Below are 23,832 nucleotides of genomic sequence, written 5' to 3' on the forward strand. Positions count from 1 at the left end.
ATAAGTCTTTACTCTTCTATTTGCGCGATCGCATCCGCTGGCGATACATCACTATAGATAACAGACATAATCCCTGGCAGGTATTCATCCATCATCGTCACGTTGGCATAAACCATCTGTTTGATTAGTGCTGAAGTGAGGCGATCGCCTTCAACATCTATACTTGTTTTGTAGCGAATTTCCCCATCGGCAAAGTCTAGCTCAAAGTTGCCAACTATCGTGCCAGAATTTGCTCTAGTGATGAACTCTGCGATCGCCATTCGCTTGTTTTCTGGGGCGTTTACTGGGCAAACTGAGTAAAAAACAAATTGCTCTTGTTTCTCTCTTACCTTGGCGTAGCAAGTCAATTTGCCATTTTCACCTTGGAAAGCCATCTGTAAAACTGGCTCTCCTTTAATCTGGTAAAAAGGCCATTCATCCTCTTTGAAGAAATTGACCATTTCCTCAAAGATTTCTCCGCTAGAAGTTGCAACTTGGGCGATCGCATCTATAGTAACATCAGCCATTTCTTGGAAGAAATCGACAATTCCCTCAAGGATGTCACTCGTGGCATTTTGAGTCATTTCCGACAGATTGGCTTCTGTCCACTCTTTGAAGAAGTTAGCGATCGCATTCCCAATTTCTTCGCTGGAAGTTTCACCATTTGCCAGAGCAGATGGATTAATATAAGCCCAGAATGTACTGTAGCCAGTTTCGCCTGATTCCTGTTGCTGCTTAACAGATAACCCCAACCAATTCTCGGTATATAGTAGCGGGTGGTCTGGCTGTTCCCCGCTAAGATTTAGGATATAGTTTGCCACTTCGTTAGCATCTGCGGCGTGTTCTACTAGATGCGGTAGTGAATCGGGTTTTAAACTAATTTCAATTTTGATATCTAGTTCGGGTTGGAATTTTCCAGCAGAGAAAGAGCCGCGTACTTCCGGCTTAAGATTAAATAGTGCCTCAGTGTCGATGCGTTGGTAGAGTTCTGGGTTGACTATTAAGGTGAAACGACACTCGATGAGTTGGTCGTCTTGTTTGGTTAGGGAAAGGGCGATCGCATGAAGGGTGAGGGGCGTAATAGTGCTAGCACGTAAAGTTAGTTCGTTGTTCAGTTGATATTTTTCTGTATTTGTCGTCATAAGCTAGTAGAATCTTAATCTCTGGCAATCGAACTCCTTTACAATCGTTCCTTTACAACCGTGATGTTTCAGCTAGGAGAAATATCAAATGGACTCACAATCTCTCCTGCTCGATTAATGTAAACTTGTTTTGCGCCTTTTCTTTTTTTTCCCTGCCCTGCAATCATCGCTGTAGTAAGTTTCCGAATCTCATGGTTGTGATAATGATCCGGAGGTGGAAGATATCCCACGAAGCTATCAATAAATAAAAATTCGGGAGAGAGTATCACCTCTCCTTGAGAGGTTAACAACCCCCATTTTTTATTTTGTCGAAAAGGAGCAATTCCATAATTAAATGAGCCGATCTCCTCGTACAATGGTTCAATTACCCATTCTCCTTTCGTATTGATGACCCCAAAGTTAGAACCCGTTTTCTTGACAATGCATAAACCTTCATGAAAACCCGAAGAATAGGCAAATCTTTCTTCAAAGGCGAGGTCTCCATTTGTTTTGATAAAACCTATTCGGTTATCTTCAGCTTCGTGGACTTCTGTAGGAAGAATAACCGGACAGAGTCCGTTTCTAAATCCATGAGTGTTGGCATTAATTTTACAGGGTACTGTTTCTAGCCGTTGACCATTTTTATCAATAAAGAAGAAACTTTCTGTTTGAGATGCTTTCAGGAGCTGACTAACCAAGGCATACCCCTCTTGGAAGCGTTTTGCTGTTTCAAATCGAACGTCAAACAGTTCTTCTCCCTCTTTATTGATGTAAGTCCATCCCTCTTCCGTCGCAACAGCAGCTACTCCTTCGCTAAATCCTAAGCTGACTTCTCCCTCGTAGTCTATGTTAAATTGAGGCGAAATTTTAAATTCTCCCGCTTGGTCGATAAAGCCAACTTTTTCACTGATATCCGCATACTGGGCAAGTCCCTCACTGAAAGATGAACAGAATGGAGTATGCCTTAAAGGAATAATTTCTTGACCGCTGGAGTTGATATACCCTTGGAGCCTAGTTGGAGATATAATTTCTTGACCATCGGAGTTGATATACTTTTGGATGCTGGATTCGATGTCTGTAGATATTTCCACTATGCAGCGATCTTCAGAGAAGCGTCCTACAAGATCATAAATAGGTTCTACTATCAATTCTCCGTCTGAATTAATAAATCCATATTTTAGGTCTTTGACTACTGGATAAAGCATAGTCTTATTTATTTTACAAAAAAAGGTGTGGTTTTATTGGATTTGATTTAGGTAATCCTGGATAATATTCCTGAATTTTTGAATGATTTGATTTTCGTTCTTCTTAGACTTGTTAGTATTATAGTAACTTTCTATTCTTTCATATAATTCACTATCATTTTTTACAATAGAAATCTGCCGTTCTCTAACCTTTTTAGGTACTGTCCCCTTTTTATTTGGATCTTTCTCGACATTTTTTGAACTGCGTGGATCTGTACCACCCGTGGTCATAGCCATAATGTTAAAAGCAGGCTGGCTAGCATTAGCCGGATTATTAAGCGCAATCAAATTAGTGATATGGGATGGGCTGTACCTGAAGGGTTCTGCTACTAGAGATGCTACTAGCATAGCTGTATTATTCGCTGGAGTAGTCCGGCTTTCATGAATATTTCTTAATAAATTTAATAAGCTGCCCACAGTCAGATTAAATTTACTATATTCATATCCCTTAACTTCTTTATCAGTAGTTATTTTTCCATCTTTTTTAGTAATCGTAGCAGCTTCTGCTGCATTATAAGGATAGACATAATTATTACGAACTGGATCTTGATCTACAAAGAATTTATTACCTCCTACTTCAATCGCATTGTTTTTGTCTGTAGTCGCACGTCCATAATCTCTTTGAATACTGGCAATTGTTCTTTGGATTCCTCTAGGTAGAGGATCACTCTCTTCATCTTCCTCACTTTTGCCTTTATAAAATTTATCGCTAACCGCTTCTAAAGCCCGTTCTATCAGATTATCAATGGGAGTATCAAGTTCTCCTTCTTTATGAAAAATTTCATAATCTTTTTCAGTATCATTAGGCTTGATTAGTACGTGAAGCTTTAATCCTGACTCCTGCTTATTGGTTTGTTTTATTTTTTCTATCTCAATAGTTAACTTAATGCCTTTCTTGAGCTGACTTGAATAGTATTTTTTGAGTTTTTTCGCTTGTTTTTGTTTCGACTTGAAGTATTGATTGAATCCCTCTGATGTTTCTTCGTCGAGTTTTAGTTCCTCATAAATCTTATTGGCAATAGCCTCATGCTTCTTGCTATCCGCCGCCTTAATCTCCCCTTCCTGCCCTTCCTCTTCCTTGCCTTTCTTGTCCCTCTTATCCTTGCCAAACCCAAGCTTACCGCCAATCTTCTTAGCAAACTTCACCGCCTGAGCAATCACCCAATCGATCGCCTTCTCAATCGGCTGGCGCACCTTCTGAACGATCGCCTGAATCTTCTCACTAATACCGCCCAAGCCCAACAGACTTGCCATAAAGCTGATTACTACGGGCAGTGCCTTAGATAGAGCATTCTCTACTAACTTCGCCGCACCACCCACAGCACCACTAGCGATCGCCGTCACCGACTCCATCACCGCATTCACCAACTCGGCAATCTGACTGCCACGCTCAATGAAGAACATGATGATGTCATAAATCGCCTTGCACGCTTTAACAAACGCACTAGCCGGGTTCAACAAACTCAGAATCCACATCACCCCACCCTTGATAATCCCATCCACAACAAAGTTCTGGATGTTATCAATCACCATCACCTTCAGGTCGCCAATCTGATCTTGAATGAACTGCCACAGGCCCGCAATTCCTTCGTTTTTCAAGATTACGAACATCTCGAAGTTTGCTTCCACGAAGTTGACGGCCTTCTCTCCCATTCTCTTCACAGCTCGTGGCCGGATATTCTCATAGACCGTCCCCAGAACCTGCGTCACCAGGCTAAAGATGCCCTTCATGTCTAAGCTTTCTGGCATCGTAATGCCCGCCCCAGCGATCGCGCCCGTCAGCCAGCCCAGCATACCCTTCTTGAGATGCTCCAGGATATTACCCATGAAGTTCTCAAAACCTTGCTTCAGCCCAGAAACTAGATTCCCCAAGAAACCAATCGGGTCTTTGATAATGTTCTCAATCGCACCCGCCGCTTTCGCCAAGACACCCATCAGCAGGTTCTTCAACTCCGCGATGGTCTTAATCACTCCACCCACAGCATCGAGCGCTTTGTCCATCCAAGTGCGATTGGATGCCTTCATCTCTGCTAGCTGGGCATCGAGTTGTTGGAGATTCTCGTTGTACTTCTGTGCCAAAGAATCAACCAACTCATTCTGCTTGTTATCGACACTACTCTCTAGCTCATCAAACTTACTTTGAATGTCCTGCGCCGCTTCCTGCCCCACTTGCCTGAGATTTTCCGGCAGTTTGGCGACGTAATCCTGAATTTGCAGCTTGCCGTCAGCGATTTTCTGTTTAGCCAGGTTTAACTGCGTTGCAACATGGTTGGCAATCTCGTTGATGGTTTTGTCCATCTCTGCGAGATACAATTCCCGCCCTTCTTTGAAGAAGGCCGTTACCTCCGACGGCACACCAAGCAATTTATCTTTTATCCAACGTCCAGCCCCAAACAAGCCGTCGTACCGTTCCTTGTAGTCTTCCATGTAGGGGGCCACGAAAGTCTCAAACTTTTGCTTAGCAGCAGCTGCACCCGCATCGAATTTACCGATGACCTCATTGTCCAAATTGTTGAGAATGGTTTCGACTTCTGACTTAGTTGTTTGGTAGAAACCATTAATCTTGGTGGCAACGTTAGCCCGTTCCTGCTCCTCCTTTGTTTTGGTTTCACCTTGAGAGCCAAGCACCTGAGCCAAAGCCTGCTCTTTGCTACCGTGCATTCCTTGCAGCTGCGTTTGCGCTGTCGTCTGTGCCTCAGCTTGCGCCTGCTTCAGTATTCCCTGCTCCTGCTGGCGATATTCTTGGGGCGCTGTAACAGCGTTAGTTTGGGCATCCTGCTTGGCTTTTAATGCCCCCTGGAATTGTGACTCATTTGACGAAGCCAGTTGTTCTTCAGTGACATTCGCCTCAATCATCTGCTGGTCGAGCGATTGACTACCCTCTTGCAAAGACACCTCTGATGCAGGCTTAGGCTTGGGTGCAGCCTTTTCTGCGCCAATATCAGACGGTGGGCTACCCGCCTTTTCGGGTGTTAGTGGCGTGACGGGTTTGGGCGCGATACCGCTAGTGTCGGGCTGTTCCTTGACTTTCTCTTCGATGGGGCTAGAAGCTTGCTTCTTCTCCTCTGTCACCTTCGACGACAATTCACCTTTTACAGAGTCGATTTTATTGTTGTTTTTGAAGTTGTCGGCTTCTTCCAGAGTTTGGGGAGTAACAGCAGCAATTTTTTCCATTAGCGCTGCTTTGAACGTAGCAGCGTTAAATTGACCTGGCTGCTCCAGGTTCATCTCCTGAACCTGCTTGTCCTGTGCTTCGCTTTCTACTTCGTTACCTGGAGGTACGGCAGCAGCTTGCGCCTCTGCTGATTTAGCCCCGGCTGGCTGATGCTGTTTTTGCTGTTGTGCGACACTCTTGGTGCGATTGGTGACTGCCTTAAAGCCAGGGTCGTTTTCGGGGGAAGTGGCAGAACTCCCCCCATCCATGCCCTCACTCGCGATCGCTCCACCGTCTGAAACTGCTTGCTTGATACCCTCTGGCGAGGCCACAGCACCGCCGCCACCCTCACTACTTCCGGCTGGTATCGCTTCACCGTCTGAAACTGGTTGCTTGATTCCCTCTGGCGAGGTCACAGCAGCGCCGCCCTCAGTGGAAGTGGCAAAACTCCCCCCATCCATGCCCGAACTCGCGATCGCTCCACCGTCTGAAGCTGCTTGCTTGATACCCTCTGGTGAGGCCACAGCAGCACCGCCCTCACTGGAAGTTGCAGAACTCCCCCCATCCATGCCCGAACTCGCGATCGCTCCACCGTCTGAAGCTGCTTGCTTGATACCCTCTGGCGAGGCTACAGCAGCGCCGCCCTCGCTGGAAGTGGTAGAACTCGCCCCATTCATGCCCGAACTCGCGATCGCTCCACCGTCTGAAACTGCTTGCTTGATACCCTCTGGCGAGGTCACAGCAACGCCGCCCTCACTACTTCCGGCTGGTATCGATGGCGCACCAGCACCGCCACCTAGTGGTTTCTCGATAGTCTTAGCTGGTATTGCAATGCTCTTAGCCTGTTGCCCTGCTAGTGTTACATCAGCCATAGGTGAGGAAGGGGCAGCCTGCGGTGCTGGTTCGGCTTCTTTACCTACTGGTTGTTCTTGCCGATTCTCCTTCAGATGTATCGATGGTTGGCTGAAGTCTACTTTGGCTTGCAGTTTGTTTCCCTTGTGCGGCTGGTTGCTGAAAGTCTTAACCGGAAGCCCACCACCCTGCTGAATAGTGTGAGTCAACTCATGCGCCGTCAACTCATCCTTACCAGGAGATTTCCCTTCGGCAAAGTAAATATTGCTACCGTGAGCAAATGCCTGCGCCCCTAGCTCCTTATTCATCTGGATAGCATTGCTATCGGTATGCGTCCGCACAGAACTAAAATCAGCTCCAAAGCGCGGCTCCATAAACGATCGCACTTCCTCCGATAACGGGCTACCTCCACCTTTACTACTGGACAGACGGCTTTCTAAGTGGCGGCTCGCGTCATTGCTGGCAGCTATTGACCGTTGCAGCAAGGAATTGGTTTGAATCGGTTGTTGCTGCTGCTGGCGTTTATCGGGAGCGGTGAATCTTTTAATTAAGGCGTTTGGTTCAGGAAACGCCGCTTGTGTCTGGGAGGAACGCTGAATGTTGCGATCGCTAACATTCCCGAAAAGCTTGCTTTGTACCTGTGGGACAGCAGGTTCCGGCATTGCCATCACTTGCGCTGCCATAGAGTCAGCTTCCTGCTCGTATTTATCCCCCGGTTTGCCAATAACCAGTTTCGGCTGCACAACGGGCGGCGCGCCGGATACCTTCACCCGGTTGAAGTCAAAACCGCAGCGTCTTTCTGTCTCCAGTTGGGATAAGTCTGGTGGTGGTGGCGGGTCGGGCGACTGCTGTACTGTGGCGACACCCGATGATGCTGTCGTCTGTGTGGTTTCCTCTGCAAACGGGCGCGATCGCATCAACTCAGGCTGCACCTCCCTGGCAGGGGGAAGTGTTGTTGATGCAGCTTTGCTCTGGGGTGGCGCTATTTCACTCATGGGTTTTGTTTTTGATGTACTGACGCGATCGCGCCAATATTACATCCAAGTATTGTTTTCTCTTCCCTTTGGTAGATCCCCTTTCCGCCTTTCACCACTTTCACTACTTAAAAAACTTTTGGCATCTCTATAAGGATATATTTTTCAGAGGATTGTGGAAGAATAACACAAGTTTTAAGCTGTCAACTTTTTAATAAACAAAAAGAAACGCAACACCCATTGTCTAAAATTAATGAGTTTCCCAACTAAATCGGTGATATATCAACCGCAGGAGCGATCGCTCTATGGATGGACTAGACGAACAGCTGCGAACCTTGGCCAAACAAGCCTGTGAACATCCTCCAGGTAGCCCAGAACGCCAGAAAAACTTAACGAAAGTCATTCGCCTAGCTACAAAAAAGCTTTGGAAAGAACATACACCTTACTATGAAGATGCTCTGCAACAAACATGGGTATATTTTTGCCACAATATCTGCGAAGCAACTACAGGGCAAGTTTATGACCCCAGCAAGGGCAGTGTCGTCACTTGGCTAAATACCTATCTAAAGCGGCGACTGCAAGATTTTTACATAGATACTCAAAAGCAGCAAGCCAGAACAGCTCCGGGTCAGATAAAATCAGCCAGATCCGGCGAAACTAACGATATTATTGACCCGGTAGACATCTTGGAAGCCGATCCAGATGTTCCTCCCATGCTGGACGATGTAAGAACATGGGCAGAGGCAGATCCCACAGGCGAACTGCGCCGCATTTGCATAGAAGGTTATCCTAAAATTACTGTCCAAATCTTAATATTGCGGCGTTTGCCCCCAGAAGCAAGCTGGAAAAAGCTTTCAGCAGAATTTGGTCTACCAGTTTCGACATTGAGTAGTTTTTACCAACGCCAGTGCATTCCTCGGTTGCGTAAATTTGGCGAATCGGAGGGATATATATGAAGGAGGGTTACAAATATGAGTTACATCAGCAAATAATATTATGAGTTACACCACTAATGAGAGAGAATTTGCTCTACCTCTGCCTATAACCCAAGCAGCACGTAGAACAGCGCAGCAGTTTGCTAATTCTATGCCAACACCTGATAAAGCAAAGCAAGTTCGTTTGAACACGCTTGCTGTGTGTGTGGTAAATGACTACTTACAAATGATGGGGATTTCTTGCGATCCAACAGCCAGTGATAGTTGGAACCCAGTTGTCCGAATGTGCGCTGATGTGGCAGATTTAGACGTGACAGGGGTAGGTCGCTTGGAATGTCGTCCTTTATCAATGCGATCGCTTACTTGCGATATTCCCCCCGAAGTTTGGTCAGACCGAATTGGCTATGTAGTAGTTGAGATAGATGAATCATTGCACTCAGCATCTGTGCTGGGATTTACCGAAACCGCAGATGTAGAGGAGTTACCTGTTAGCCAACTCCGACCAGTGGAAGATTTAATTGATCGCTTGAGTCAACTAACGCAACCCTCCGCCGCACCTGCTTCTGGCAAGATGGTGAAATTGAACCAGTGGCTTCAGAATGTTATTGATGCAGGTTGGGAAACGGTGGAATCTGTCTTACACCCACAACAATCGAGTTTAGCCTTTAGTTTTAGAAGCAGGGAGATTGCAGTAACTACCCAAGACGATCTAGATACTGGCATTAGACGAGCTAAGATGATTGACTTGGGGATGCAGTTAGCGGGGAATGCGATCGCGTTAGTTCTAGAACTCAGTCCAGAATCCGAAGGGAGATATGATATCCTCGTCCAGTTGCATCCTGCTGGCTCTTCAATTTATCTACCGCCATCAGTGCAACTGCTGATACTCGATGAATCTAAAGCAATTTTCTTAGAAGCAGAAGCTAGAAGTGCCGATAATTACATCCAATTAGAGTTTAGCGGAGAACTGGGCGAAAGGTTTAGCATTAAGGTAGCTCTGGGTGATGCGACGCAAGAGGAAAATTTTGTTATTTAGCTTAATGGCTAATTCTTCATTAGCCATTAGCAATGAAAAATGAACAATTAGCAATGAGCAAGTTAGTTGTCCTTAAGTTAGGGGATGGTAGCTTTGATAATGGATTTCCAGTCACATTGCAGATTGGAGACGACGGATCTCGCCCATTTACCGAAATCATCGGCAAACTACCTCCAGCACCAGAAATTCCCCAACATTACAATATCTGGAGATTAGCTTATCGTCGCTTGGGAGCTAATTATAGGTTAGAAGCCAAACCCGGACAACTGACCAATGTTTCCAAGATTGAGGACTGCACTCTGGCGGCAAATGTGTTGCGCCTCCGCTTGAATCTTTGGCTGAATTCCGAGTCATTTCGCGAGATTAGAGAGAAACTGTTAGAACAATTGATGCCCTCCGACAAAGTACGGGTGATTGTTCAAACTGAAGACTTATGCTTGCGGAGATTACCGTGGCATCTCTGGGATTTATGCGATCGCTATCCCAAAGCAGAAATTGCCTTAAGTGCGCCCGCCTACGAACGTGTAGAACACCAATCGCCACCCAAAAACGGAGTCAGAATCTTAGCAATTATCGGTAATAGTGCTGGAATTAATACCCAGGCAGATCGCAGATTATTAGAACATATACCCAACGTTCAAATTACCTTTCTTGTAGAACCGCAACCCGAAGAACTAACCGAACAGCTTTGGAAACAAGGCTGGGACATTCTCTTTTTCGCCGGACATAGTTGCAGTCAAGGCGATGGGGAAACAGGTCGAATGTATATTAATCAAACTGATAGTTTGACAATTGACCAACTAAAATATGCCTTGAAAAAAGCTGCTTATAGTGGCTTAAAAATTGCTATATTCAATTCTTGTGATGGATTAGGATTAGCACGAAATCTGGCATCATTGCAAATTCCGCAAATTATTGTAATGCGGGAACCAGTGCCAGACTTAGTAGCACAAGAATTTTTGAAATCTTTTATAGAAGCCTTTGCCCGTGGTGAATCATTCTATTTAGCCGTTCGGGAAGCACGGGAAAGATTGCAAGGACTAGAGGCAAAATTTCCTTGCGCTACCTGGTTGCCGCTAATTTGTCAAAATCCTGCTTTTGTGCCTCCTACTTGGGAAGAACTGTGCGGTCAAAACAAATCTGTTAAACCGAATTCCCAAATCTTAATAAACCTCCGTGCAGCGTTTCTTACCAGCATGGTAGTAACCTTATCCATAATGGGAATTCGGTATTTGGGAATACTTCAGAAACTAGAACTAAAAGCTTATGACCAAATACTGCGGCTGCAACCACAAGAAAAATCAGATCCGCGCCTGTTAGTAGTCACAGTTACGGAAGCAGATATTCAAGCTCAAGATCCAGCAAAAAGACGTGGTTCTTCCCTATCGGATGTCGCACTCAATAAACTTTTGCAAAAACTATCCGAGTATCAACCACGAGCAATTGGCTTAGATATTTATCGCGATTTTCCTGTAGATTCAACTCAGAAAGATTTAGCAACTCGTTTGGAGAAAAACGAGCGCTTGATAGCAATTTGCAAAGTTAGTGCGCCAGAAGTTGCTAACTTTGGAATTAAACCTCCGCCGGAAATTCCCCAAGAACGCTTAGGTTTTAGTGACTTTATAGTTGACGATGATGGCGTTGTCCGTCGCCATCTATTAATTATGAGTGCAGATCCGGCATCGCCGTGTACTACACCCTACGCTTTAAGCGTACAATTAGCATTCCGTTACCTAGACGCAGAAGGGATATCGCCTAAATTCACCCCAAAAGGAAACTTACAGATCGGCAATGTTGTTTTCAAGCCCTTAGAACCCCATACTGGCGGCTACCAACAAGTAGATGCTTGGGGGCATCAAGTGCTACTTAATTATCGCTCGCACCGCTCCCCCCAAGATATTGCCAAACAAGTCACGCTTACAGATGTCCTTAAAGGTCAGATAGATCCCAATTCAGTCAAAGATCGAATCGTGCTAATCGGTACTACCGCCCAAAGTTTTCCTGATGAATGGGCAACACCCTATAGTACAGGTCAGTGGTATGAGGGGAAAATGCCGGGAGTGCTGGTTCACGCGCAGATGGTGAGTCAAATCCTCAGCGCTGTTCTAGATAAGCGAACTCTATTATGGGTTTTGCCCCACTGGGGTGAAGTTTTGTGGATCTGGGGTTGGTCTGCAATTGGTGGAGTGCTGGCTTGGCGTATAAGGTTGGGACTAAATTTGGCGATCGCGATCGCAATCGCGATCGCGTGTTTATGCGGATTATGCTTTGCTTTGTTGGTAGAAACCACTTGTTGGTTGCCACTCGTTCCCCCAGCCTTAGCCTTGGTTGCAACGAGTGCAAGTGTGGCATACACAACATCTAAAACTCGACAACAGCAAAATACATCTAAATTTTAGTCATGAATCGCTTACAATTACCCCGCCAAAAACTAATACTGACGAGCGCATTTGCTCTTTTTCTCGTCAGTAATACCTTCTACATTACGCACTCACCAGCACAACCTCCGGTAAGATCATTGATTTCAGCAGTGCGCTTTGTCCCGCCCACAGTACCACCAGAAGGACAGCGAGATGCACCCAAAGGACGACCGCGAGGTGGGGGAACTCGTGGCGGCGACAGACTATCTCTGACTGCCTTGGTGCCTGTTACAGAGGAAACTTTGGCGGCTCGAATAGCCGGAAACCAAGCTAGACTTTCAAATGAGAAATCTGTTTTAGCATTAACAGTTGCTGAATATCCCGCTTTGTGGTTTTACGTTCCTTTTGCCTTAAGTGGCGATCGCCCGATAACGTTTGTGTTACAGGAATATCAGGGTAAAGAGCATCCGGGTAAAGAAATTTACAAAACCACTTTCAGCGTCTCCCAAGCCCAACCCGGTTTGGTACAATTTCGTCTTCCGGCGAATGCAGCACCTTTAGAAATTGGCAAAATGTACCATTGGTTCTTCGCAATTTCTAGTGATGCGGAGGAATCTGTCTATGTTGATGGGTTTATTCAAAGGATTGCACCTCCTGAGATGGCAACTGAGTTACAGCAAAGTACGCCACGCGATCGCGCGGCGCTTTATGCTGCTAATGGCATTTGGCATGATGCGCTAGATATACTCGCCCAACTCCGCAGTGCTAATCCCCAAGATGCCAAACTCACTACTGATTGGGAAAATCTATTTAAGGCTATTGGTTTAAATGCGATCGCTAAAGAACCCATCATTCAATGTTGTACGCCAAATTGAAGGGATTGGGGATTGGGGATTCGGGATTGGGAATTGGGAATTGGGGATTCGGGATTCGGGATTGGGAAGAATCTTAGCCAGTTCCTAGTCCCCAGTCCCTAGCCCCCAGCCCCTAGTCCCCAGTCCCTAGCCCCCAGTCCCCAGCCTCCTTAAATTACCGAATATCCTCATAGAATTTCTTCAGGTATGTTCCAGAAACACCAAATCCCCAGAGAAAGCCGATATAAAGATATATAGCTGTAGCCTTGAGCGATCCCCATTTTGCCACGCGGCGATCGCTACTTTGCACAACTCGGTTTACTTGACGAATTTTGCCGCGTTGCACCAGCTTCAGGCACAAGTCAGCTTCCTCTAAAATGGGTATGGCAGGATCAAACCCACCAGATTCTAAAAAATCAGCGTGACGACAAAACATCACCTGATCGCCAAATAATAATCGCAACCCTTTAAAAAACAAATGCGGTCGAAAAATGAGCGGCGCGTAGTAAGTTTTAAGGTAATTGTGCAGGGAAACTCCCCAACGTGTTGTTTGTTCGCCTGTCATCAGGGAAATAAACCCACCGCCAGCAACAGTTTTGTCTGCTAAAGTTTGTTCAATTACTGCTACCAGATCATCTGGTACAGAGGTATCTGCGTGTAGAAAGCAAAGAATATCCCCCGTTGCTGCTGCTGCGCCTTGGTTCATCTGCACCGAACGCCCGCGTGTGTCGGATGAGATGACACGTATTGTAGATGAACTGAAGCGATGCGCGATCGCAACTGTCTCATCTTCACTCCCGCCATCGACTATCAGCACTTCCTTTGCAGTCGGTTCCAATACACTCAACTGGCGCAAAGTGCGTTCTAGACACTTCGCCTCATTCAGAGTAGGAATAATAATCGAGACGCGAGACATTACCTAGCCGGAAAGAATAATTTTACTGAGACTTTCAAAGTTATACAGCTGCGATCGCATTCGCTTGCCGTCTTTGTTGAGCCAATTCTACCAGACGACGAATCCGCTCCTCAGTCGGCGGGTGACTACGAAAAAGAAACTGCACTCTCACTTTTTCGTCGTGTAGCTTTCACTTTCTCCTCCCAGTTTCTGACTGGGATGCTTATTGGGAGGTTCTTTTGCCTCAATGAATAAGAAAGCTCTCAAATTGAGACACCGCGCTTACGCGCCGCTTCGCTAACAAAAACAAGCATTCCCAGCCAGAGACTGGGAACGAGGAAAAACGAGGAAAAACCTAACCTACAATTTTTCTACCTGCGGATTATCGGCTGTTCAACAGCGTCTCGGTACTCTTGAACTTCTTCGGTGTAGGCGATGGGCAAAACGCATTCGACGTTTTCATGGGGACGGGGAATAATCACCCAGGATTCCAGCGCCCCACCATAAACCTTCTCTATTGCCGCAATACCAGCCTCCATAGAGGTTTTCACCTCAGAAACATCCCCGCGAATGTTGACTGTAAAGCGAGCGCTACCGACTCTTATATAGCCAACTAGGGTGACTCGTCCAGCTTTAACCATTGCATCTGCCGCTGCTAGTACAGCAGGAAAACCTTTGGTTTCTATCGATCCAACTGCCTGTGGCATTGGCAATCTCCTAACTATGAATTAATGAAGTTATCTGGCGTAAGTATTAATTGTACGAATTTTCGCTACACCTTTTGACGGAAATGCCCACTTTCTTTGCTTTCCAGCCTTTTGACTAGCATTTTGTGGGCATTGCCTAGCCTAATTTCAAGCCCTGCACGTAGCGGGGGGCGGGTTAAGTTTAAAAGATACCAACACCAGCAGATGCACCATAGATAAGAACAGTTAGATTAAATACCTGCCTTGATTAAGACCATTAACCGGATTTGATTTGGTTGGCGTTCTCCAGGCCTAAGCCTGGAGAACGAGTTTAATAATGGCTTCCAGATTTGCGGTGATGCACTGCTGTAACGCCTTCTTGCTGTAGCAGCTTGCCATTTTCTACTACGGAGTAGATTAACCAGTGGTCGCCACATTCCATGCGGTTTCTGACGGAACATTCCAGATAGGCGAGAGCATCGCTGAGAATAGGACAACCATTTTCCGCTTCTTGCGTGGCGACACCAGCAAATCTGTCTTCACCGGGGCCAAAAGGTTTAAGAAAATGCTTCATTAAACCCAGATGTTTGCCTTCTGGCAAGATATTTAAGACAAAGTTTCCGCCAGAGTGCATTAGCGATTCTATAGCTCGGTCTTTGGCGACAGCAACAGTTAAACCAGGTGGGTTGAAGGTTGCTTGAGAAACCCAAGAAGCTAACATTGCTCCACTGAGTTCGCCTTGTTTGGTGGTGACGACACAAACAGAACCAACCAAACGCCCTACCGCTTGTTCAATTCGAGCAGTTTGCGAGTCACCAGTTTGCTGTTTGGGTACTCTTGCTTTTTTAGCTTTTTTCAAAGCTTGAGCAAAGTCTGTACCAACTTCTTCGCAGTATTTGAGCGTTACATCTGTGGGCTTAAATTTGACGCGGATGGGGTCAAAGCCAAATTGATAACCAGCATCTTTTAATTTACCTTCAATTAAATCAATTGCTTCGCCGCTCCAACCAAAGGAACCAAAAACACCAGCGAGTTGAGTTTTGGTGGCGGTGGATAGGACAATTCCTAGTGCAGTTTGAATCGGGGTGGGAGCATGACCGCCGAGGGTGGGAGAACCCATGATAAACCCGGCGGATTTTTCCACAGCTTCTTGAATTTCAGCGGGTTCGGCAAATTCGCAGTTGATAGATTCGACAGCAACACCAGCTTTAGTGATACCAGTAGCGATCGCTTGCGCTACTGTCGCCGTATTCCCATAAGCTGAAGCATAGATTAGCGCTACGCTCGTTTCAGTAGCTCTTTGCTTCTCGCTCCATTGTCGATAAGCCTGAGTCAGGGGTATCAAACTGTAGCGTACCAAAGGGCCATGACCAGTAGCATAGAGTCTAGCGGGAAAATCTCTTAGTTTATCCAGTGCTGTCTCCACCTGACGAGCGTGGGGAGCCATGAGAGAATCGAAATAGTAGCGTCGATCCTCGCTAAACACAGTCCACCCTTCGTCAAACACTTGATCGCCGCAAATGTGCGCCCCGAATAACTTATCTGTGTATAGAATTTCCGTTTGCGGGTCGTGCGTGCAAAGCTCATCAGGCCAACGGGGGCTAGGCGTGGGGATAAATTGTAAGTGATGACCATTGCCTAAATCTAGGGTTTCTTCCCCTCGCATCACGGCAATTTTTAAACCGTGTTCTTGCAAGGTGTCATTGAAGGTGTTTTTGAACAATTCCCGTAAAAGTTTCGCCCCAGGATTTGAACAAACAAAGGTAATCTGAGGAGCTAGTTTTAGTAAAGCATTCAGGGTGACTAAGCGGTTGGGATTAACGTGTCCCAAAATTACATAATCCAGCTTTTTAACATCAATTCGCTGTTGTAAAGCTGAGAGAAAAATTTCTGTGAACGATTCTCCCGGCGGGTCAAAAAGCGCTGTTTTATCCGCTTGAATCAAATAGGAATTAGCTGTTGTGCCTCGTTGTAAGGCATATTCTACTTCAAACTTGAGTCTTTCCCAAGTGCGCGATCGCAACACGGTTGTATCTGCACCAATCGGGAGAACTTGAACATCGCGGGGTTTGGTGGTTGTCATGGGTTATGAGTTAAACGCAAAGGTTCGCAAAGGTTTACGCAAAGGTACGCAAAGAGATCCTCTGCGAACCTCTGCGATTACCTTTGCGTATCTTGGCGTTAATAATAATTTCCGACTTTGCGATGGTGAACTGCTGTGAGTGCGTCCGGTTTGGAAACGCGACCAGATTGCACGGTGCTGTACACTATCCAGTGATCGCTACAATCCATGCGGCTTGCAACTTCGCATTCCATGTAGGCTAATGCGTCCGTGAGAATTGGGGAACCGTTCTCGGCTGGTTGGGTTTTTATCCCCGCAAAGCGATCTGCACCGGGCGGGAAACGCTTGAGGAAGTGTTTCATTAGTCCCTGGTAATTGCCTTCTTCTAAGACGTTGAGAACGAAGCGATCGCCTACTTGCATCAATGACTCAATAGCACGATCTTTGGCTACGGCAATTGTAAAGCCGAGTGGTTGGAAACTGGCTTGCGATACCCAAGATGCCAGCATCGCCCCCGTTACTTCACTTTTTTTGGCGGTGATGATGTATAATCCACCGCTAATGCGTCCCAGTGCTTTTTCGAGGTCGTTATCGAGGGATTTTTTCTGCTTGATGTTGCGATCGCGTGTTAGTAATTGTCCTAAGTCTGTACCCGCTTCTTCGCACAGCTGGTAGGTGAGTTCGTTGGGTGTGTCTTTAATCCGAATCGCGGGAAAGGCTACTGTTAAGCCCAATTCTCTAAATTTACTCACTAGCGGATCGACTGGTTCATCATCTCCGCCGTAAGACTCGAAAATCCCGACAGTTTGTTTGTCTTTGGCGGCTGCTAAAACTGTACCGATAGCTGTTTGGGCGGTGGCGGATGCGGCTGGGGGTGTAGCAATAACTAAGCCAGAGGAACGTCCCACCAGTTCTTGCACTTCCTGCGGATCGGCTGATTTTAAATCTACCATCTCGACTGCGACACCAGTTTTGGTGATGCCTTTGGCAAGAGATTGGGAGAGGCGATCGCTATATCCGTAATCGGATACGTAAAATACAGCTACGGTGGTTTCGCCTTTGGTTTGGGCTTGACTCCACTGGCGATAACGTCTGGTCAGTTCTACAACATTATGGTGTAATAATGGGCCGTGTCCGGTGGCAATGGTGCTAATTTCCGGCAGTTCTCCCATCCGCTTTAGGGCAGATAGCACCGAACGGGCATTGGGAGCCATTAAACATTCGTAGTAAAACTGATAATCGGCTTCGATGGCTGCTAAGTCTTCGTCAAAAGTGCTATCTGAACAATAGTGCATCCCAAACGCATCGCAGGTATAGAGGGTTTGGGTTTTGTGGTCGAATGTGAATATGGTGTCAGGCCAGTGCAAGTTGGGCGCGATGACGAATTCTAATTCGTGTCCGTTGCCTAAGTCTAGCTTGTCTCCATTTTTGACGATGCGCCGTTCAAATGGCTGATGGATGAAATCTTCTAAAAATTGAATTGCGACTTTTGAACCGACGACGGTTGCTTGGGGTGCCAATGCCAACACATCTTTGACTAATCCGCTATGATCTGGCTCGGTGTGGCTGATAATTAGGTAATCAATTTCTTTGGGATCGATGATACCTGTCAGGGTGTCGAGATACAGTTGCCGGAATTTTTCGTGGGAGGTGTCAACTAAGGCTGTTTTCTCGCCCCGAATTATGAATGAATTGTAGGTGGTGCCGTTTTGCAGTCCAAATTCTATGTCGAAGCGATCGCGATCCCAGTCAAGCGATCGGATCGTTGTCGTATCGGTTGTGATTTCTTCTGTCTGTATGGTTAACCGCTTTTGGGTTCGGTCTGTGAGTAATACCATTCTCTGACCTCCTTATAAATAACCCATAGGTATTTTTTCTTCTTTCATTTTGACACGAGCCGCGTTGTAACGTTTTATTAAAAAACCTATGACTGAGCTAAAAAATATCAATACGTGGAACCGCAAAGACACAAAGAGAAGAATTGGCTAGGTTTGATGATTGGAAATTCACGGCTGCACTGGGCGCAGTTTGTGGGAGAGACGCTTGAGAAAGCTTGGGATACTGACCATCTATCGACAATTCCCGATTCCCAATTCCCAATTGCCAATTCCCAATCAATTTATCTGGCTTCGGTGGTTCCAGAGCAAACAGCACTTTTGCAAGCTTACACCGATGTTCGCGTGATTACGTTGGATCAATTGCCCCTAGAGGGAGTTTATCCCACATTGGGAATCGATAGAGCTTTAGCTGTGTTGGGTGCTGGTGAGGTTTGGGGTTTGCCAGTGTTGGTTATTGATGCTGGAACTGCGTTAACGTTCACAGGTGCAGATGCTAATCGTCGGCTGGTAGGTGGGGCAATTTTGCCAGGTTTGAGGTTGCAGCTAAATTCTCTGGCTCAAAAAACTGCCGCCTTGCCAAAAATTGAATTACCTGATAAGTTAGCGCCACGTTTTGCTCGGAATACACCCCAGGCGATTCAGAGTGGTGTGATTTACACCGTTTTGGCTGGGATAAAAGACTTTATCCAAGCTTGGTGGCAGGATTTCCCTGAAAGTAAGATTATTTTAACTGGAGGCGATCGCGCAATTCTCCTCTCCTACCTGCAAACCCAATTTCCAGAAATAGGGAATCATGTAATTACTGACCCCAATATAATTTTTTTAGGAATGCGGTCAGTAGTCAGTAGCTACTGACTACTAACAAAAGCTCGAATATACTGAGCTACCACATCTGGCAATGTTTGCGGCAAATCATGTCCAGCATTACTGATGATTTCCAGTTGAGCTTGTGGGGATAAATCAGCGTAGGCTTGACTTTGGGCGATGCGATCGCGTGAATCTTGTCCGCCTTGCAAAATCAAAACTGGAATTTTCAGCCAATCCAATCGTTCTTTTAATAATTCTGCTTGAATTTCAGCGCGGCGGCGTTGATACAACAACTTAGCAGCAATGGGAGACTGTAACGGCTGTTGCTGTCTTTGGATATTCTGCCCGGTTTTCTTACGCCTACCCAGCCGACTTGTGAGACGAGAAAGCGATCGCATACACCAAGATACCGCCCTCGACAACTTCGTTAACAACGGCGGAGTTATCTTATATTTCTCAGCTTCCACCCCAAAAGGCGCTATCAGCACCAAGCCGCGAACCTGCTCTAAATATTTCAGCGCAAAGCTTGCCGCAATCCATCCGCCCAGCGAGTGACCAACTAAATAAACCTCCCGCTGTTTTAACGCCTCCAATAAATCAGCCAGACATTCAACCTCTAAATCAATCGAGTAGTGAACATTAGGGCGTTCTGACTCACCAAAACCCAATAAATCTGGCGCGAAGCAGTGGTAATCTTCACTCAAATGCTCGATAACCGACAGCCATTGACTGCTATCGTCAGCTGAGCCATGTAAAAACACAATTGCCGTCCCTTGACCGACTTCATGCCAGAAAATTTGTCCTTGAGACAGTTTAATTCGAGAATTGCGTAACGGTATCATCCTATTTAGATTTTAGATTTTAGATATTAGATTTGGGATAGATTTAAAATCCGAAATCCCAAATCCCAAATCTAAAATTCTGTTAAGCGAGCGTTGTTAAGCCGTTCAAGTAGTCCTGTAACTGCTTATCGTGGTCATGGGAGAGTTTGCCTTCTGGCAAATTCTCCTTAGAGAAAGCTTCTACTTCACTAACTTCCAGCGTATCCTGAACCCGCATCGATCCCTGAACTTCTGCTTCAACTGCTACACAAATCGAATGAAGTCTAGGATCGCGGTCTGGTGCTGAATATACCCCAACTAAGCGGCGAATTTTCACTAACTCCAGTCCGGTTTCTTCAGTCAACTCTCGCCCTGCGGCTGTGGCAATGTCTTCACCCCAATCGACAATACCCCCAGGTAAACCCCATTGTCCCGTGTCTCGCCGCCGAATGAACACAATCCGACCATCCGGTAAAATCGGGATGATGGTGGTGCCGATGATGGGATGGCGGAAGATAATCCCCAGCACTGTTTGCACAAATCGCCATGACCGACGCATTGGTTAAGTTCTTAGCTTTGTTTATTGAGTTAGGGACAAGCAAAAAGCTTGAAAAGTTTCAAAGTACATAGATCCGGTTAATCAAGTGAGTTGCCCCTAGGTTGTAATTTTTGATGCTATAGCTGTGCCAGAATTTCCGCTGCGTGAGATTCCGGTTTGACTTTGAGATAAGTCTTCTCAATCGTACCATCTGGACTAATTACAAAGGTGCTGCGCTCAATTCCCATAAATTCTTTGCCCATGAACTTTTTTAGCTTATAGCACCCGTAAACGGTAGCAACTTTCCCTTCTGGGTCGCATAGCAACAAAAAAGGTAGCTTCAGCTTGGTGGCAAATTTGGTATGAGATTTAGCATCGTCTGTACTGATGCCCAAAACTACGATATCGCGTGCCTGGTAGTCTGAGTAAACGTCTCGAAAGCCACAAGCTTCTTTAGTGCAGCCGGGAGTATTATCGCGGGGATAAAAAAATAGCACGACTCGCCGCCCTCGGAAGTCTGAAAGATGTATAAGGTTGCCCATGCTATCCGACAAGTGAAAGTCAGGAGCAATATCACCAGGTTTGAGTGTCATTAAGGTTGTTTAGTTGGCTGCGTGGAGACTGTTATGATAGAGGATAAGGATGTAAGTTCGGTAACGTCAATCCGCAACCTGCCGCCTTTTGGCTAGCCTGTTTCGGTATTTATTCCACAGGTTTGAATGCAGAAACTTCCAAGACTAAAAAAATGGTGTTGGGGAATAAGCTGTCTTAATTCGCGTTGCCTTTGTACGTTATGAGATGTTTTTAGAAGCTTTTGTTTCTTAAGCATCTCTAGCTGAACGTTCCTGTAAGTCAACTGTTCGGATGGATTTTGTTGGATGACTATTTGCGTCGGGAACCTGTCTTACCAGGTCACTCAAGAAGACCTTAAAGAAGTCTTTGCGTATGGTTCGGTCAAAAGTTTGATCGTTCCTACTGACCGGGAGACAGGGAAAATACGGGGCTTTGCTTTCGTGGAGATGGTGGAAGTTCCTCAAGCAGATGCGGCTATCTCGAAGGGATGGGGCGTCAGATGCGAGTGAATAAAGCCAAACCGAAGGAAAATTCTCGACCCACACGCGATCGCGGCAGGTTGTAAGGTTATCATAGGTTGTTCATAGGTTGTTCGTTGTAAGTGCGGCAAGGTTTTTATTTAGCAAGCGGCAACGCAACCAAAGCAAATGACATAATGAATTGCCTTAAATAGGCGTTTAAGGCACTGTTTTAGTAGTTTATCAAAGAGGTGAACATGGCGAAGCGCCGTAACCCCAAGAAAGAAAAGGCGCAGCGTAATCAAGCATACGCCCGCAAGTTTCGTAAGCGTCAAACTACGGGTCGTTTCTCTAAATTCCGGCGTCAAAGAGCGCCTGGAGAGAGAAACAATGAAGAAGAGGATAGCGACAAAATGGGCGCTATGAGCGGAATGGGCGCTATGGGCGGTGGAATGGGCGCAATGTCCTAGCTTCGCTGCGTAGAGATGCTTGACAACTAAAGTCAAGGGGTATGCAGCTTAAGTCTGCCTACCTAGGCTAAAACAAAGACCGCTTGTGCGGTCTTTGGTTGTCTAGCATCAAAGCTAAGGCGCTGTGGGGTATTGTTTAGTCACCACTCAGCTGAGATTGGGCAGCTTGAAGTGCTTGTCGTACTTGGTCGAAGCCAGTACCGCCGTAACTATTGCGGGCAGCAACGACTTGAGAAGGTGCGATCGCATCATAGATGTCTGACTCAAAAGCTGGGTGCAATTCTTTCCACTCTTCTAAGCTCAAATCTTTGAGCAATTTCCCCGCTGCAAGGGAAGTTTTTACAACTTTGCCGACAAGGTTGTAAGCTTCCCGGAACGGGACACCCCGCGCCGCTAAGTAGTCGGCAACGTCTGTGGCGTTGGAGAAATCCTCAGCGACAGCTTGGGCAAGGCGGGAGATGCGAAACTCTAGTCCCTCGCTCAACAGAATGGTCATTGCTTCCAAGCAGCCTTTAACTGTCTTCACGCTGTCAAAAAGGGCTTCTTTGTCGTCTTGCAAATCTTTGTTGTAAGCCAAGGGTAGCCCCTTCATCAGCACCAGCATTCCTTGAAGATGCCCAAAAACACGACCTGTTTTACCCCGCACCAGTTCTGGTACGTCGGGGTTTTTCTTTTGGGGCATGATGCTGCTGCCAGTGGCGCAGGTATCTAGTAGGGTGACAAAGCCAAATTCCTGAGATGACCAAAGGATAATTTCCTCAGCGAGTCGGCTGAGGTGAACCATGATTATGCTGGAGGCAGACAAAAATTCAATGGCAAAGTCGCGATCGCTCACTCCATCCATGCTATTTGCATAGACACCATCAAAATTCAGCAGTTCGGCTGTATAGTGCCTGTCAATGGGGAAAGTAGTACCCGCTAAAGCGCCACTCCCCAGGGGTGAAATATTGACTCGCTTATAGATTTCTCCTAACCGCTCCCAGTCCCGCTGTAGCATCTGAAAATAAGCTAACAGGTGATGAGCTAAACTTACTGGTTGGGCGCGTTGTAGGTGCGTATAACCGGGAATCAGAGTTTCTACATTGTCTGCGGCCAGGTTGAAGAGGACTCCCTGAAATTCGCGCAACTGGCTGCGAATTTGGGTAATTTGGTCGCGCAAGTAGAGGCGCGTATCGGTGCCTACCTGGTCATTACGCGATCGCGCCGTATGCAGCTTTTTGCCAGCATCACCTACCAATTGGGTCAGGCGGTGTTCTACAGCGAAGTGGATATCCTCGGCATCAATGCCTGGGTTAAACTCTCCTAGCCTGTACTCTTGGCGGATCTGTTCTAAGCCAGCGACCAGTTGCTCTCCTTCTTGTTTGGAGATGATGCCAGTTTTGGCAAGCATTTTAGCGTGAGCGATAGAACCTGTAATGTCATATTCGATAAGTTCAATGTCAAAGCCGATACTGGCGTTAAAGCGAGCGATCGCGGGATGCAACGCTGATTCAAAACGCTGGCTCCAGGTTTTTTGTTGAGTCACGAGCTTGTTGTTTACCTTGGAAAGTAGACAAGACAGTTAGGAGACGAGGAGTGAGGAGTTGTTCTAGACACGATGTATCGCGTCTAGACTTTTGAGTTTTGAATTAATAACTCCTCACTCTTAACTCCTCACTCCTCACTCCCTAGAACAACCCGTAGAAGCAGGTTGCCAAAAAGTATGAAGGATGAAGCATGAAAGATGAAGTATGAAAGATTACTTTTTCATCCTGATCTAGAGCGGTATCAGCGCCCTTTCTTGCCTCTTTAAACCTTCACGCCGCGAATGACTAAGCTGTAATTCCTCGAATCACGTAGCCTAAAAACAGCCCAATCAACAGCGCCCACACTTGCCCTGACTTAATAAAGTAGTTAAAGGCACTTTGTATTTGACCCAAAACATTTGGATCTCTTATGTTCTGAGCTAAGAAGGGCGAATTTAGTGGTGAGTGCGAAAGCCACAATGATACAGCATCGTGTCCGTGGGCCAAATTCGGTAGCCAACTGATTATTTCTTGCATTCCGTAGAGTTCCATCACGCTGATTTCCTCACAACCAATGAATGTTGGCTGGTGTTGTTAAATATCTGTTCAGGATTTTATTAACATAAAGCGGATGACTTGGCTAGTCCGAAGGCGTGGGAACGTTCCCACG

18 protein-coding genes and 1 pseudogene are annotated in these 23,832 nt (G+C 46.3%); 7 read left to right on the forward strand and 12 right to left on the reverse strand.

Translation table 11 applies throughout. The features are described 5' to 3' along the window. Positions 1-8 precede the first annotated feature (8 nt). The 3 genes from NDI42_RS17670 to NDI42_RS17680 form a co-directional block, all read right to left on the reverse strand. Positions 9-1,121: a type III secretion system chaperone family protein gene (locus NDI42_RS17670; RefSeq protein ID WP_190458608.1), complete on the reverse strand. Its 1,113-nt coding sequence runs from the start codon at positions 1,119-1,121 to the stop codon at positions 9-11. 68 nt (positions 1,122-1,189) lie between these two features. Next, positions 1,190-2,305 carry a WG repeat-containing protein gene (locus NDI42_RS17675; protein ID WP_190458610.1) on the reverse strand — a complete coding sequence of 372 codons (1,116 nt, stop codon included), beginning with the start codon at positions 2,303-2,305 and terminating at the stop codon, positions 1,190-1,192. A 33-nt stretch (positions 2,306-2,338) separates the two neighbouring features. Further along, positions 2,339-7,345 carry an eCIS core domain-containing protein gene (locus tag NDI42_RS17680; protein WP_190458612.1) on the reverse strand — a complete coding sequence of 1,669 codons (5,007 nt, stop codon included), beginning with the start codon at positions 7,343-7,345 and terminating at the stop codon, positions 2,339-2,341. Positions 7,346-7,629: 284 nt separating this feature from the next. Here NDI42_RS17680 and NDI42_RS17685 point away from each other — a divergent pair, with 284 nt between their 5' ends. From NDI42_RS17685 to NDI42_RS17700, 4 genes are read left to right on the forward strand one after another with little or no spacing between them, the layout of a single operon-like run. Continuing rightward, positions 7,630-8,280: a sigma-70 family RNA polymerase sigma factor gene (locus NDI42_RS17685; RefSeq protein ID WP_190458614.1), complete on the forward strand. Its 651-nt coding sequence runs from the start codon at positions 7,630-7,632 to the stop codon at positions 8,278-8,280. A 40-nt stretch (positions 8,281-8,320) separates the two neighbouring features. Continuing rightward, positions 8,321-9,295 (forward strand): DUF1822 family protein, encoded by a 975-nt coding sequence (locus NDI42_RS17690; protein WP_190458616.1) that lies wholly within the window; start codon positions 8,321-8,323, stop codon positions 9,293-9,295. Positions 9,296-9,327: 32 nt separating this feature from the next. Next, entirely contained in the window at positions 9,328-11,694 is a 2,367-nt protein-coding gene (locus NDI42_RS17695; RefSeq protein WP_242017794.1) for a CHASE2 domain-containing protein, read from the forward strand. Positions 11,695-11,696: 2 nt separating this feature from the next. Then, positions 11,697-12,530, forward strand: a complete 834-nt coding sequence (locus NDI42_RS17700; RefSeq protein ID WP_190458618.1) for a DUF928 domain-containing protein — start codon at positions 11,697-11,699, stop codon at positions 12,528-12,530. A 154-nt stretch (positions 12,531-12,684) separates the two neighbouring features. Here NDI42_RS17700 and NDI42_RS17705 read toward each other — a convergent pair whose 3' ends face one another. The 4 genes from NDI42_RS17705 to NDI42_RS17720 all read right to left on the reverse strand — a co-directional run bounded on the left by NDI42_RS17705 (position 12,685) and on the right by NDI42_RS17720 (position 17,990). Further along, positions 12,685-13,425 (reverse strand): TIGR04283 family arsenosugar biosynthesis glycosyltransferase, encoded by a 741-nt coding sequence (locus NDI42_RS17705; RefSeq protein ID WP_190458621.1) that lies wholly within the window; start codon positions 13,423-13,425, stop codon positions 12,685-12,687. Between the two features lie 350 nt (positions 13,426-13,775). Continuing rightward, the gene (locus tag NDI42_RS17710; protein WP_190458623.1) at positions 13,776-14,111 is read right to left on the reverse strand and encodes a carbon dioxide-concentrating mechanism protein CcmK; all 336 of its coding nucleotides are present in this window, start codon (positions 14,109-14,111) and stop codon (positions 13,776-13,778) included. 310 nt (positions 14,112-14,421) lie between these two features. Then, a complete protein-coding gene (locus NDI42_RS17715) occupies positions 14,422-16,173 on the reverse strand; it encodes a diflavin flavoprotein (RefSeq protein ID WP_190458625.1) in 1,752 nt (583 codons plus the stop codon). 98 nt (positions 16,174-16,271) lie between these two features. Beyond that, positions 16,272-17,990 (reverse strand): diflavin flavoprotein, encoded by a 1,719-nt coding sequence (locus NDI42_RS17720; RefSeq protein ID WP_190458627.1) that lies wholly within the window; start codon positions 17,988-17,990, stop codon positions 16,272-16,274. Positions 17,991-18,104: 114 nt separating this feature from the next. Between NDI42_RS17720 and NDI42_RS17725 the strand changes: the two genes are divergently transcribed. Beyond that, positions 18,105-18,845: a pantothenate kinase gene (locus tag NDI42_RS17725; RefSeq protein WP_190458628.1), complete on the forward strand. Its 741-nt coding sequence runs from the start codon at positions 18,105-18,107 to the stop codon at positions 18,843-18,845. Here the strand turns inward: NDI42_RS17725 and NDI42_RS17730 are convergent. From NDI42_RS17730 to bcp, 3 genes are all read right to left on the reverse strand, one after another. Beyond that, the gene (locus NDI42_RS17730) at positions 18,839-19,639 is read right to left on the reverse strand and encodes an alpha/beta fold hydrolase (protein WP_190458630.1); all 801 of its coding nucleotides are present in this window, start codon (positions 19,637-19,639) and stop codon (positions 18,839-18,841) included. The two genes, NDI42_RS17725 and NDI42_RS17730, sit on opposite strands and share 7 nt — an antisense overlap. A gap of 82 nt (positions 19,640-19,721) precedes the next feature. Next, complete coding sequence (locus NDI42_RS17735) at positions 19,722-20,177, reverse strand: NUDIX domain-containing protein (protein ID WP_190458631.1); 456 nt, start codon at positions 20,175-20,177, stop codon at positions 19,722-19,724. A 116-nt stretch (positions 20,178-20,293) separates the two neighbouring features. Next, positions 20,294-20,749, reverse strand: a complete 456-nt coding sequence (gene bcp / locus NDI42_RS17740; RefSeq protein WP_190458634.1) for a thioredoxin-dependent thiol peroxidase — start codon at positions 20,747-20,749, stop codon at positions 20,294-20,296. Between the two features lie 285 nt (positions 20,750-21,034). Here bcp and NDI42_RS17745 point away from each other — a divergent pair. Together NDI42_RS17745 and NDI42_RS17750 are read left to right on the forward strand one after the other, a co-directional pair. After that, positions 21,035-21,294 (forward strand): annotated as a pseudogene (locus tag NDI42_RS17745) (RNA recognition motif domain-containing protein). Positions 21,295-21,444: 150 nt separating this feature from the next. Then, a complete protein-coding gene (locus tag NDI42_RS17750) occupies positions 21,445-21,657 on the forward strand; it encodes a hypothetical protein (RefSeq protein ID WP_190426596.1) in 213 nt (70 codons plus the stop codon). Between the two features lie 136 nt (positions 21,658-21,793). On the opposite strand, the gene argH is transcribed toward NDI42_RS17750, so the two are convergent. Both argH and NDI42_RS17760 read right to left on the reverse strand, forming a co-directional pair. Beyond that, the gene (argH, locus tag NDI42_RS17755) at positions 21,794-23,182 is read right to left on the reverse strand and encodes an argininosuccinate lyase (RefSeq protein ID WP_190458636.1); all 1,389 of its coding nucleotides are present in this window, start codon (positions 23,180-23,182) and stop codon (positions 21,794-21,796) included. Positions 23,183-23,468: 286 nt separating this feature from the next. Next, on the reverse strand, positions 23,469-23,714 hold the full coding sequence (locus NDI42_RS17760; RefSeq protein ID WP_242017796.1) for a hypothetical protein: 246 nt from the start codon (positions 23,712-23,714) through the stop codon (positions 23,469-23,471). Positions 23,715-23,832 lie beyond the last annotated feature (118 nt).

Source organism: Funiculus sociatus GB2-C1, assembly GCF_039962115.1.
GTDB classification, from domain to species: Bacteria; Cyanobacteriota; Cyanobacteriia; order Cyanobacteriales; family FACHB-T130; genus Funiculus; species Funiculus sociatus.

Bases quoted from the DNA above. Each gene is read 5' to 3' on its own strand.
- NDI42_RS17670 (WP_190458608.1), bottom strand. From the start codon at position 1,121: ATGACGACAAATACAGAAAAATATCAACTGAACAACGAACTAACTTTA.
- NDI42_RS17675 (WP_190458610.1), bottom strand. From the start codon at position 2,305: ATGCTTTATCCAGTAGTCAAAGACCTAAAATATGGATTTATTAATTCA.
- NDI42_RS17680 (WP_190458612.1), bottom strand. From the start codon at position 7,345: ATGAGTGAAATAGCGCCACCCCAGAGCAAAGCTGCATCAACAACACTT.
- NDI42_RS17685 (WP_190458614.1), top strand. From the start codon at position 7,630: ATGGATGGACTAGACGAACAGCTGCGAACCTTGGCCAAACAAGCCTGT.
- NDI42_RS17690 (WP_190458616.1), top strand. From the start codon at position 8,321: ATGAGTTACACCACTAATGAGAGAGAATTTGCTCTACCTCTGCCTATA.
- NDI42_RS17695 (WP_242017794.1), top strand. From the start codon at position 9,328: ATGAAAAATGAACAATTAGCAATGAGCAAGTTAGTTGTCCTTAAGTTA.
- NDI42_RS17700 (WP_190458618.1), top strand. From the start codon at position 11,697: ATGAATCGCTTACAATTACCCCGCCAAAAACTAATACTGACGAGCGCA.
- NDI42_RS17705 (WP_190458621.1), bottom strand. From the start codon at position 13,425: ATGTCTCGCGTCTCGATTATTATTCCTACTCTGAATGAGGCGAAGTGT.
- NDI42_RS17710 (WP_190458623.1), bottom strand. From the start codon at position 14,111: ATGCCACAGGCAGTTGGATCGATAGAAACCAAAGGTTTTCCTGCTGTA.
- NDI42_RS17715 (WP_190458625.1), bottom strand. From the start codon at position 16,173: ATGACAACCACCAAACCCCGCGATGTTCAAGTTCTCCCGATTGGTGCA.
- NDI42_RS17720 (WP_190458627.1), bottom strand. From the start codon at position 17,990: ATGGTATTACTCACAGACCGAACCCAAAAGCGGTTAACCATACAGACA.
- NDI42_RS17730 (WP_190458630.1), bottom strand. From the start codon at position 19,639: ATGATACCGTTACGCAATTCTCGAATTAAACTGTCTCAAGGACAAATT.
- NDI42_RS17735 (WP_190458631.1), bottom strand. From the start codon at position 20,177: ATGCGTCGGTCATGGCGATTTGTGCAAACAGTGCTGGGGATTATCTTC.
- bcp (WP_190458634.1), bottom strand. From the start codon at position 20,749: ATGACACTCAAACCTGGTGATATTGCTCCTGACTTTCACTTGTCGGAT.
- NDI42_RS17750 (WP_190426596.1), top strand. From the start codon at position 21,445: ATGGCGAAGCGCCGTAACCCCAAGAAAGAAAAGGCGCAGCGTAATCAA.
- NDI42_RS17760 (WP_242017796.1), bottom strand. From the start codon at position 23,714: ATGGAACTCTACGGAATGCAAGAAATAATCAGTTGGCTACCGAATTTG.